Below are 11648 nucleotides of genomic sequence, written 5' to 3'. Positions count from 1 at the left end.
AAGACAGGATGACAAAGGTGAGAAAAGCGATTATACCAGCAGCGGGATTAGGGACAAGATTCCTGCCAGCGACAAAAGCCATGCCAAAGGAAATGCTTCCGATTGTGGATAAGCCGACGATTCAATATATTGTGGAAGAAGCGGTTGAATCGGGGATTGAAGATATTATTATCGTTACAGGTAAAGGGAAACGAGCGATTGAGGATCATTTTGATAATTCGTTTGAATTAGAGCAGAACTTGTTAGAAAAAGGGAAATTGGAGTTATTAGAAGAAGTGCAAAAGTCTTCGAAGGTTGATATTCATTATATTCGTCAGAAGGAACCTAAAGGGTTAGGTCATGCGGTTTGGAGTGCTCGTAAGTTTATTGGAAATGAGCCGTTTGCGGTGTTATTGGGTGATGATATTGTGCAGGCTGAGACACCTTGTTTACGTCAGTTGATGGATGAGTATGATAAGACACTTTCTTCGATAATTGGGGTTCAGACGGTGCCAGAGGAAGAGACGCATCGTTATGGGATTATTGATCCATTGATGAATACAGGTCGTCGTTATCAGGTGAATCAGTTTGTGGAGAAGCCTAAGCAGGGGACGGCACCTTCTAATTTGGCGATTATGGGGCGTTATATTTTGAACCCGGAGATTTTTATGTTTTTGGAGAAGCAGGAGACTGGGGCTGGTGGGGAGATTCAGTTGACTGATGCGATTCAGGCTTTGAATGAGATACAGCGGGTGTTTGCGTTTGATTTTGAGGGTGTTCGGTATGATGTTGGGGAGAAGTTTGGGTTTATTAAGACTCAGGTTGAGTTTGCGTTGCAGCGTGGGGAGTTGAAGGGTGAGCTTTTGGCTTATTTGCTGGAAGTTATTGAGAGGGAGAGAGTTGGGCAGTAGACCTTTTATGGTTATTTGTTTGTGTTAAGATGGGTGAGTTGGGTTACTAGACAATTATTTGTCTATGAAAGATTGGGTTAGTTGATGAGGCTGTTTTAAGATAACAGCCTTGATTTTATTTTATAGTTTGTTTATTATCTGTCATCAGAGTCTTTTACATCAGTGTAGTTATGTACGGTGTGAAGGGGGACGCTATTATGCTTTCTGATTTTTGTGGTAGAGTAAGTGACGATGATGGATTCACTCTCCTTGATATGTTAGCAGTGATTGTAGTGTTGGGAATTATTGGTTCGATCGGTGTTTTGTCTTTTATTGGTATGAAAGAAAGAACGGAGGAAGATGTTTGTGTTTCGAATCTTCTTCAGGTAGAGAGTGATTATCGTCGGCATTTTGTGGTTGATGAGGTTGTGCATAGTGACTTTCTGTTTTCTGAGCATCTTCTGCAGTACGATGAGATATGTCCTGTTGGTGGGATGGTTGGTTATGATGATGGGCGTGTGGAAGTGTAGTGTTCATGGGGATAGTGATGATGGTGAGGTTCCTTTTTTGTGAGGGAGCTTGTTGTTTTTTTTGAAGTGGTTGAATGGTGGGGGGGGAGTGACTATCGTAGTTAGATAGACGCTATATGTAGTATTGAAAATGATGGAAAATCACAAATTTAATACAATATATTGATTTTATCTATAACGCATACTCTTTTTTGATCAATCGAAAAAGATAAAATGGTCAATCTTCACCTAAAATATGGAAGTTGTGATTTTGAAAACGTTGATTTGACGGGCTTTTCGGCAACCTAAAATATGGAAAAATATTGAATGGAGTTAAGGAACTGACTATCGTGCTTAGATAACATGATGAATGCCTTGCGGGATAAGGGTTTGGGACGTTTTTAGTGAGATTTATAGATTGATTGAAGTATATATAATAGGAAGAAACTTGGTTTAGAGTGAATATAAAGTGATTATCTATTTCGTATTTGATTGGTAGATTGAATAGATATTACGAGGTGGCTATCGGTATTAGATAACATTTTAGTGGTTTAGTAGTTGGTTTGAACATTGTTTTATTCTAATTAAATACTAAGTTACTAAAGAAGTAAAGATGGAGCTGATTTTTTTTGAGTGGAAACTTACTTATACTGGGTGCTGGTGGTCATGGAGGAGTAGCTAAAGAAACTGCCATTTCAATGGGAAAATTCCCAAAAATTGATTTCTTAGATGACAGATCTGATTTTGCGATAGGAAAGTGTAAAGATTATAAAAAGTTTGTTAACAGCTACAGATATGCTTTTGTTGCAATTGGGAGCAATGAAATAAGGATGAAGTGGTTAAAAGAGTTGATGGAGTCGGGATTTCAGATTCCAATTTTGGTGGATCCAACAGCTTATGTAAGTCCTTCCGCTAGTATTGCAATTGGCTCCATAGTATGTGCTAAAGCAGTTCTGAATACCAAAGTAATAATAGAGATGGGCTGTATCGTTAGTATAGGTGCAATGGTAGATCATGATAGCATTGTTGGAGAGTATTCTCACATTAATACAGGTGCAATAATTGAAGCGAACAGTAAGATAGAAAGACTAAAAAAGATAGATGCTGGAATGATTTATGCTGATGAAAAGCACAAAAAAGTAACTAGTTATGAAATTGAGGTGTAAGTAATGTATTTGAAAGTAAAAAGGTTGATAGATATTATTCTTTCCTTAATCGGACTTATTGTTTTATCCCCGATATTTGCAATTCTTATTATTGCTATAAAAATAGATTCAAGAGGCCCAGTACTTTTTAAACAAAAGCGTGTTGGAATCAATAAAACTTATTTTAATATCTTGAAGTTCCGTACTATGAGAATCGATACCCCTAAGGATACTCCAACTCATATGTTAGAAAATCCAGAACAATATATTACTAAAATGGGTAGGTTTCTGAGAAAGACGTCACTTGATGAGCTACCGCAAATATGGAATATCTTTGTTGGACAGATGAGTATTATCGGACCTAGACCAGCACTGTGGAATCAGTATGACTTGATTGCTGAAAGAGAAAATTATGGCGCCAATGATGTTCCACCCGGGTTGACTGGTTGGGCTCAGATAAATGGTAGAGATGAACTGCCTATTGATGTTAAAGCTAAGTTGGATGGGGAGTATGTTGAGAGGATTAGTCTTTGGATGGATGTTAAATGTTTCTTTGGAACCATAATTAGTGTAATTAAGAGTGATGGTGTTGTTGAAGGTGGGACTGGAATCATTAGAAAAAAAGAGGTTGCTAGTAGTAAGGAAAAAGGTTCTTCATGAAATTTTATATAAAATAATAGAGGTGTAAAAATGTTATTAGTAACTGGGATTACAGGACATACAGGAAGATATTTTCTACATGAACTTATTAAAAATAACTATAGAGGTACTATTCGATGCATTGTTAGAGAAAATTCAGACACTTCACAATTAGATAATAGTGGTTTGAATATAGAAAAGGTAATTGGTGATATAAGAGATGAAGCATTTCTTGATAAATGTATGAAAGGTGTAGATACAATAGTCCATATTGTAAATATCAGACATACACTACGAATTATTAAGGCAGCTATTAACAATAAAGTTTCGAGAGCAATTTGTGTGCATACAACTGGAATTTATTCGAAATTTAAAATTGCATCAGAGGAATATAAGGTTATTGAAGCTGAACTACAAACTATACTTGCTGAATCTGAAATTAAAGTAACGATTTTACGTCCGACAATGATATATGGTGATTTATGTGACCTTAATATGAGTAAATTTATTAAAATGATAGATAGATTTAGAATCTTTCCAGTTATCGATCATGGTCAAGGTTTAATTCAACCTGTAAATGCACGTGATCTTGGTAAAGCATACTACGATGTGTTAATGCTACCTGTAGAGAGAACAAAATCAGAATATAATCTATCAGGTGAAAAACCAATAACAATGCTTAGAGCATTTAAGCTGATTAGTGAAAACCTTGGAAAGAAAAACACGTTTATAAGTTTTCCACTAGTCATTGGAGTGTTTTTAGCTAGATTTTTAAAGATGGGGTCGCTGGGAAGAGTAGATTATGTTGAAAAAGTCCAACGTATGAGTGAAGATAGATGTTTCTCGCATGAGGAAGCTAAAAAAGATTTTGGATATAACCCTGAACCATTTGAGCTAGGAATTGCTAGGGAAGTTAGGGAATATTTAAATAGATAGTAGGTGGAGTAATAGATGGGAAAGAGAATATTGATTTTATCAAATCATTTTATAACTCTATACAATTTTAGAAGAGAGCTTATTACAAAACTAATTAAGGAAAATCATGAAGTCTTTATATCAATGCCAAAATCTGAAGATAACCAATTCTTTAGTGATATTGGTTGCAAAATTATTGAGACCCCTGTAGATCGACGGGGAGTTAATCCAATAAGGGATTTTGAGCTTGTTAAAAATTATATCAAGATTATGAAAAAAGTAAAACCAGATATAGTTTTTTCATATACTATTAAACCAAATATTTATGGAGGTATAGCCTCTAATCTTTTGAAAATTAGACAAATAAGTAATATTACAGGAACTGGAGCAACTTTCTTGAAGAAAAATGTCATTAGTGAGATCGCAAAGATGTTATACAAAATCTCACTTAAAAGGTCATATAAAGTTTTTTTTCAAAATAGAGGAGATAAAGATTTCTTTATTAAAAATAATATGGTGAGAAATAACTTTTCGTTGCTTCCTGGTTCTGGAGTGAATTTAGAACAGTATTCATTATGTGATTTTCCATTAGATAATAATATCAATTTTATTTTTATAGGAAGAGTTATGGAACTAAAGGGTATTGATGAATATCTTGAAGCAGCCAGAAAAATTAAAAAAATTAACCCAAATACTAACTTCTATATTGCAGGTTTTATTGAGGAAGAGAGGTATAAGGGAATTATTGATAATTTCCACTCCAAAGGGATTGTAAAATACATCGGTTTTCAAAAAGATATAAAATCTTGGATACAAAAATGCCACTGTACAATACTTCCGTCTCATGGAGGAGAAGGAGTTCCAAATGTTCTTTTAGAATCTGCAGCAATGGGCAGAGTCTGCATCGCTTCTAAAATTAATGGTTCTATGGATGTTGTTGATGATGGTTTGTCTGGTTATTTATTTGAGGTAGGAGTTTCTGAAAGTTTAACTGAAAAGATTAAAAGTTTTTTAGAAAAGGACTATGAAGAAAAGAAACAAATGGGTCTAGCTGGAAGGATGAAAGTCGAAAGAGAATTTGATAGAACGATTGTCATAGATGAGTATTTAAAGGAAGTAAATAAGTTAGAGGTGACATAGAATGGATTATAAAAAATTAATTCCGAGCCGAAAATTCAGGCTGAAGCTTTTAAAAATTCTTGATTTTCTTCCGGATAAATTAATGATTAAACTTCAATATGGAATAAGCACTGGCAGATCATTAAACATCAAAAAGCCGGTAAGATTTACTGAAAAAATTCAATGGTATAAACTATATTATCGAAAGCAGTTAATGGTGAAATGTTCTGATAAATATGATGTAAGAGATTACGTAGAATCAAAAGGATATAGCGATATATTAGTTCCATTATACGGCGTTTATGATAGAGCAGAGGATATAGCATTTGATAAATTACCCGATCAATTTGTTTTAAAGACTACAAATGGAAGTCATACTAATATAATTTGTGAAGATAAATCAAAATTAGACATTGAAGCTACAAAGGAAAAATTGAATCAATGGTTGAATGCGTGGGAAGGTAAGGTTGGGAGAGAATGGGCGTATCATGAAATTAAACCAAAAATTATTTGCGAAAAGCTATTAGAGAAGGACCAAAATAATGATTTGGTCGATTATAAGTTTTTTTGCTTTAATGGAAAACCTTTTTCTTTATATGTAATTGTGGAAAGGTTCCTAAGTGGTGGGTTAAAGTTAGGTATATTCGATACTTCCTTTAGAAAACTCCCTTATAAAAGAGTAGACATTCCAGCATTAGAAAAAGATATAAAAAAACCTAAAAATTTTGATAGGATGTTAGAAATTGCAAAAGCCCTTTCATCTGATTTTCCACATGTTAGAGTTGACCTATATAATATAGACGGTGAAATTTACTTTGGAGAACTCACCTTTTATAACGGTAGTGGGTATAAAGGATATGTGCCTGATGATTTTGACTATATTTTAGGTAAGGAATTTCAGTTACCCAAGAAAATTAAGTAAGTATATGAAGTGATATCTAATATACTAACATTTAGTGTAGCTAAATATTTGGGAAGGACCATTACTATTAGTCAAAGAAAATATTCGCAAATAAGATATATATGCTTTGTCTGAAAAGTAACATGTGCCTTTAAATAAATTTTAGTTCTAATGAATTTGATTTTATAATGGCAGGACAAAAGTCCTTATAATGGATATTTCTAAATATTACTGGAAATTACTTATAGATTTTCAGAAACAGGAAAGTTAATACTTTGAGAATAATATTTGGTTTGTTAGCCAAAAACAAAATAAGGATTGATTAAATTGTTTTACTATTTTTTAATTGCTTTTTTAGTCATTATTAGTCAATTGAAGCTGAAAAATTCAAAAGCCAATAAATTTTTTTCCTGTTTTACGACATTTCTGATTGTTTGTCTCCTAGTAATAGTTGCTTTAGTTATGCCTTTAAGAATCGATATGGTTAGATATCTAGGTATATATGAAACAAATAAGCTATTATCATTGCCTGAAGCTTTTGCATACGTGAGATGGGAACCGGGATTTGTAACTTATCAATGGGTATTATCTCAAATCAGCACATCCAAATATTTTTTTATGACTATTACAGTTCTTATAATACTAGTAATTATTATTGTTGCTCTAAAGAAAATTATTTCACCTGAGTTTGTACCTTTGATCTTGTTTGGCTATTTAAGTTTATTTTACTTTTATAATTTTTTATCAAATGCACTGCGTCAGGGTTTTGCAATAACTTTGTTACTTCTTGTAATAGTTTACTTGGCGAAAAATCATTACAAAAAAGCTCTTGTATTTTTAGGCATTTCACTTTTGTTCCATGTATCAGCTATTATTGGTGTTCTTCTATTTATCATTAAGAAGTTAAATATTTCATTGAAATTTTTATGCATTGTTTTTGGAATTAGTGCTTTACTGATGATTACAGGTATTAACCAGAAGATAATGACAAATGTAGCAGTTCTATTTGGTGGGGGATTGGAGGACGCAGTTGTAAAATATTCATCTGAATCTTTTATTTCCCTTTACGGTGCGGTTAATCGCATGGATTTTCTTATGTTCACAGCAGTATGGATTATTTGGGGATTATTGGTTTACAAACGTTACCTGAAAAATGATACTCTTTTTGAGTGGATATTAAAAGCTTATATATCATTTGCGACTATCTATGTACTATTTGGTTTTATTGGTTTTTCAGATAGATTGGCTGGATATGCCTGGTTTTTAATACCTATAATACTATTTTATCCTTCTATTAAAATGGACACCCGCTTTAAGTTCATATGGATAATGATTTGTATTGCTATAAGTATTATACTATTTTTAGTTTTTGGCACTTACTCATTATACGAGCCTTTAAAATTATTATATTAAGTGTTACGAGAATTTTGCTTTATGAGAATTAAAAATAATTATTTATTATTATTAACCTATTACCTCTATTTTAATGGGGTATTTAACTGTTTTTAATGCATAGATGTACTTTTTCTTATGTGTCAAAGAGTTTAGAGGAGTGATACAATGCTGTTTAGCATAGTGGTTCCGATGTATAATTCGGAGAGATATATTGGGGATTGTATTGAATCAGTTTTAAATCAAACTGAAAGAGATTTTCAGTTAATCATTGTAAATGATGGTTCAACAGATGCTTGTGGCAATATTGCTGATAGGTACGCTTCTATGGATCCTAGAATTAGGGTAATTCATCAAAAAAATGAAGGTTCTTTTCACGCCAGGATCAATGGAGTGGATAATGCACTAGGAGAATATATCCTGTTTTTAGATGCAGATGATAAATTGAAAGAATTCGCATTAGAGAAAATAAAAGAACACACATATCAATATGAAGCAGATATTTTTATTTTTAGAGCAGATTACTTTAATTCAAGCGGGGTTGTTTCCGCAAGTGAAAAGGTATTTGAAGATGGGACTATCTTCGAAGGAAGAAAAAAGAAAATATTATATGAAAAATTTACTCAAGATGCTAGCCTTAATCATTTGTGGATAAAAGCAATAAAAAAAGAATGCTTTAATAATGATATAGTCCGCCACTATCCTTCTATTTTAATGGGTGACGATGTTTTATATACACTAGAACCTTTAACAAATGCTAAAAGAATTAAGTACATTGATGAAGTTTTATACAATTATAGAATTTCAAGTACAAGTATGACTAAAAAATTTCAGCCAAATGTTTATCAAGGTTTTAAAACGATAGACAAAATAAGGCGTGAATATTTGTCTAAATGGGAATTGGATACTGAAAATTATATGAAATTATTAAACAGAAGAGTTTTAAAAAATATAAGTGGAATTATTATGTATTCTCCAACAGATATTACAGGGAAAGAAAAAGAGTTTTTAGATACTTTAAAGGAAATACAAACCGATTCCTATTTTTACGAAATATATAAAACATCATATAGAGAGCTTTCTTTATTAAGAAAAATCCCTTTATTTTTATTAAAGAAAGGAAAGATTAATGTATTGTTTTATATAAAGCCTATTGTTACAAAACTTAACAGGTTTAAACCTTCACATTAACACTTCTAAAAGTCATAAATTTGACTAGTTTAATTATGATAAAAGGTCATCCTTTTAAGTGCAAGAGTTCAGTATAAAAATAGTTATAAGTTAAAGGAGTAGGGCATGAAAAAAATATACTTTAAAGGGTATTATGGATTCAAAAACCTTGGTGATGATATTTTTACAGTAACTGCTGAATGGATATGTAATAATATATGGAAAAATAGAAAACCAATTTTTATTGGACATAGTTTACCTGATGTTTCAAATAAGACTATAAAGGTAGAAATAAAAAACGGATTACTAAGAAGAATTATAGAATTAATAGTTTGTATTTTTTCTAGAAGGATCATTTATTTTGGTGGGTCATTATTTACTGGCGGAGGAACGAGTTTTAAAGATTTAAAGTATTATCTAAGAAAAATCCCTTATTTATCAAATAAGACTGGTACAATTGGCACTTCACTAGGCCCGTTTAAAAATAGTAATGAATTTAATCAAACAAGGGATTTACTTAATAAATTTAAATTTGTTTCCGTGCGAGATTATAGTTCGGAAAAAATTGGGGAAGAAATGCAAATTGACGAAAGATTAAGCTTCTGTTTTGATAACGCAATCTTAATTAAGGAAGTTTATCCTGATTTGACAAAACATAGGAAACGTTCCGATACCGATAAAATTAAATTAGCTATAAGTTTATGTCGGTATGAAAGCATCAAAGGCGGAGATATAAAAGACGAACATAAAAGAGAGGAGTCTATAAAATCTTTCTTGGATAATGTTTTAGATAAACACAGAAACATAGAAGAACTAGTTTTTATAGTTTTTAATGGTAACCCCAAATATGGAGATTTAGAAATAACAAAGCAATTTAATGATTATTTTTGTGAAAAAGTTAAAACAAGAATTGTTAATTACACAAATAACACTAAACACATGATAGAAGAAATGAATAATTGTGATTTGGTATTTGGTGTTAGATTACACTCTGGAATCCTAGCATATGCATTAGAAAAACCATTTATGCTAGTTGAATACCATGCTAAGTGTACTGAATTCCTAAATACTATAAATCATGATTATAGATATAATGTAAATGATATAGATTATAACATTGAAAATTTTGAGGCTATTCTTAATGAAAATAAAGTTCCAAATATAGTTAGACCCGATAAATTCAAGAATATTATGATTAAAGAACTAAAGAAATTAGAAAAAAGTATTTAAACTAATATGTTAGTTAGTGCCTTATAATAAATTATTACTTTGGCATTAACTAAAAACGGTGAATTAGTTATTATATGAAAAAACAGCTTTAATAATAAGGTTGATTACTATAGTATCAAAACATTCTGATTTTGGCGGAAAAATTACATTATCTTACTTTTATGGTGCGTCGCATACAAGCGACGCCTATTTAATATTCTAGGAATTATCGGATCAGGTTTGCTAAGTTGGCTGCAAATAATTATTTCAATGGTTTTAAAAAAGGCTTTCTAAATCTGTCATAAGAGTTGAGCTTACTAATAAATAGTAGACATGTATTCGTCTATAGAAAAGAAAGCATTGTATCTGAAACAAACCATAAACACGTAGGATATATATTTAGATTTGTATAAAAAAATGTAGTCTAATTAATTTTCCTTTTACACTAAGAAGGTAGTGAAAACAGAATGTTACTAAAGCATATTAAAACAGTATTTTATTTATTTTCATCAAAGGGTTTATCATCATTTTTTGCCTTTATAGCACAAGTATTACTTGCTAGATTACTAACTCAAGAAAATTACGGAACAATCTCCTTTTATATCATTCTAATTAATATTACCTCGTCAATTATTGGGTTTGGTTTGGGTAATTTTTGGTTGAGAAGGTTTGCAGTAGAGAAGCGTAATGCAAGTAGATGGATAAGACCTACATTGCTAAGTATTCTTTTATTGACGGGGATATCTTTACCATTCTATTTTCTGATACCCTACTTTTCTTTAGGAGCACATTCACTAAGTATATCAATTGCCCTTCTCCCACTTTTATTCTTTCAAGGGTTAGGGTCAATAGTAATTGCTAGTTTCCAACTTTCTAACAAATACAAAAAACTTTCATATTATATAATGATAAAGAATTCTATCCTTATGATTTCTACATTAACGCTACTTATTTTAGATTCTAGTTTTGATTTATTTGTAGTGTCATACGGAATGCTGGCATTCTTTGTACTATTGTATAGTTTAACTGCTATTAAAAAATTTAATGTAGATGTAAATGATGTATCTTATAAAGGTTCTGATCCAGAATTACCGAAAATAAAAACAGTCTTAAAGTTTGCATGGCCATATGGAATACAAGGTACTTTATATATGCTGTATTATCAGGTAGATATTATTATGATTACCATTTTCTTAGGTGCAATTTCTACAGGCATATATAATGCGGCATTTACAATAATTTCATTGATTTTTGTCTTTCCGAGCGTTTTATTCCAAATATATCTATTGCCAAAAGTAAACATATGGATAGCAAATAAAGATTTTAAAAAGATAAATTTTTTAAGAAATCGGCTAACGCTATATGTCTTGTTACTAGGTATAGTTATAATGGTAGCACTGTATTATATTAGTGAATTTTTGATAAATTTATTATATGGTATGGAATTTACTAACTCTATAATGTTGCTAAATGTACTTATACTATCTATCCCATTTAGGCTTGTTTCGAATTCATTAGGTGTAATATTTGCTAGTGAAAAAATGGTATCTTATAAAGTATATATACAAGGTGGAGGAGCACTTGTAAATATCGCTCTGAATATTATTTTACTAAATGTAATTGGAGTAGTAGGGGCTGCTGTGAGCACAGTTATTACAGAGATGATAGTATGTTTACTAATGTATTTACTGTCTTATAAAATTAAGAAAGAGATGAAAGAGGTTTAAAGATACAGGTGTCATACTTTCAGCGTTAATACGCTAAACCGAGCAAGTTTATG

11 protein-coding genes are annotated in these 11648 nt (G+C 31.4%); all 11 read left to right on the top strand.

The genetic code is table 11. The features are described 5' to 3' along the window. Positions 1-8: 8 nt before the first annotated feature. The 11 genes from galU to U8D43_RS10645 all read left to right on the top strand — a co-directional run bounded on the left by galU (position 9) and on the right by U8D43_RS10645 (position 11595). A complete protein-coding gene (gene galU / locus U8D43_RS10695; RefSeq protein ID WP_335871169.1) occupies positions 9-890 on the top strand; it encodes a UTP--glucose-1-phosphate uridylyltransferase GalU in 882 nt (293 codons plus the stop codon). A 197-nt stretch (positions 891-1087) separates the two neighbouring features. Continuing rightward, positions 1088-1399, top strand: a complete 312-nt coding sequence (locus U8D43_RS10690; protein ID WP_335871168.1) for a type II secretion system protein — start codon at positions 1088-1090, stop codon at positions 1397-1399. 608 nt (positions 1400-2007) lie between these two features. Beyond that, a complete protein-coding gene (locus U8D43_RS10685) occupies positions 2008-2544 on the top strand; it encodes a PglD-related sugar-binding protein (protein ID WP_335871167.1) in 537 nt (178 codons plus the stop codon). Between the two features lie 3 nt (positions 2545-2547). Further along, complete coding sequence (locus U8D43_RS10680; RefSeq protein WP_335871166.1) at positions 2548-3183, top strand: sugar transferase; 636 nt, start codon at positions 2548-2550, stop codon at positions 3181-3183. A gap of 30 nt (positions 3184-3213) precedes the next feature. After that, positions 3214-4098, top strand: a complete 885-nt coding sequence (locus U8D43_RS10675) for an NAD-dependent epimerase/dehydratase family protein (RefSeq protein ID WP_335871165.1) — start codon at positions 3214-3216, stop codon at positions 4096-4098. Positions 4099-4113: 15 nt separating this feature from the next. After that, positions 4114-5217 (top strand): glycosyltransferase family 4 protein, encoded by a 1104-nt coding sequence (locus U8D43_RS10670; RefSeq protein ID WP_226086139.1) that lies wholly within the window; start codon positions 4114-4116, stop codon positions 5215-5217. 1 nt (position 5218) lies between these two features. Continuing rightward, positions 5219-6118, top strand: a complete 900-nt coding sequence (locus U8D43_RS10665) for an ATP-grasp fold amidoligase family protein (RefSeq protein WP_335871164.1) — start codon at positions 5219-5221, stop codon at positions 6116-6118. A gap of 306 nt (positions 6119-6424) precedes the next feature. Continuing rightward, entirely contained in the window at positions 6425-7510 is a 1086-nt protein-coding gene (locus tag U8D43_RS10660; RefSeq protein WP_335871163.1) for an EpsG family protein, read from the top strand. Between the two features lie 147 nt (positions 7511-7657). Beyond that, a complete protein-coding gene (locus U8D43_RS10655; protein ID WP_335871162.1) occupies positions 7658-8680 on the top strand; it encodes a glycosyltransferase family 2 protein in 1023 nt (340 codons plus the stop codon). A gap of 105 nt (positions 8681-8785) precedes the next feature. Then, complete coding sequence (locus tag U8D43_RS10650) at positions 8786-9889, top strand: polysaccharide pyruvyl transferase family protein (RefSeq protein WP_335871161.1); 1104 nt, start codon at positions 8786-8788, stop codon at positions 9887-9889. Between the two features lie 446 nt (positions 9890-10335). Then, positions 10336-11595, top strand: coding sequence for a flippase (locus U8D43_RS10645; protein ID WP_335871160.1), 1260 nt, complete (start codon positions 10336-10338; stop codon positions 11593-11595). The last annotated feature ends 53 nt before the right edge of the window (positions 11596-11648 follow it).

The sequence above is a fragment of the Bacillus sp. 2205SS5-2 genome (genome assembly GCF_037024155.1).
GTDB lineage: Bacteria > Bacillota > Bacilli > Bacillales > Bacillaceae_K > Bacillus_CI.
This window is presented reverse-complemented; position numbering and strand designations above follow the sequence as displayed.

Excerpts from the sequence above, each read along its gene's own strand:
- galU (WP_335871169.1), top strand. The coding sequence starts at position 9 with ATGACAAAGGTGAGAAAAGCGATTATACCAGCAGCGGGATTAGGGACA.
- U8D43_RS10690 (WP_335871168.1), top strand. The coding sequence starts at position 1,088 with ATGCTTTCTGATTTTTGTGGTAGAGTAAGTGACGATGATGGATTCACT.
- U8D43_RS10680 (WP_335871166.1), top strand. The coding sequence starts at position 2,548 with ATGTATTTGAAAGTAAAAAGGTTGATAGATATTATTCTTTCCTTAATC.
- U8D43_RS10675 (WP_335871165.1), top strand. The coding sequence starts at position 3,214 with ATGTTATTAGTAACTGGGATTACAGGACATACAGGAAGATATTTTCTA.
- U8D43_RS10670 (WP_226086139.1), top strand. The coding sequence starts at position 4,114 with ATGGGAAAGAGAATATTGATTTTATCAAATCATTTTATAACTCTATAC.
- U8D43_RS10665 (WP_335871164.1), top strand. The coding sequence starts at position 5,219 with ATGGATTATAAAAAATTAATTCCGAGCCGAAAATTCAGGCTGAAGCTT.
- U8D43_RS10655 (WP_335871162.1), top strand. The coding sequence starts at position 7,658 with ATGCTGTTTAGCATAGTGGTTCCGATGTATAATTCGGAGAGATATATT.
- U8D43_RS10650 (WP_335871161.1), top strand. The coding sequence starts at position 8,786 with ATGAAAAAAATATACTTTAAAGGGTATTATGGATTCAAAAACCTTGGT.
- U8D43_RS10645 (WP_335871160.1), top strand. The coding sequence starts at position 10,336 with ATGTTACTAAAGCATATTAAAACAGTATTTTATTTATTTTCATCAAAG.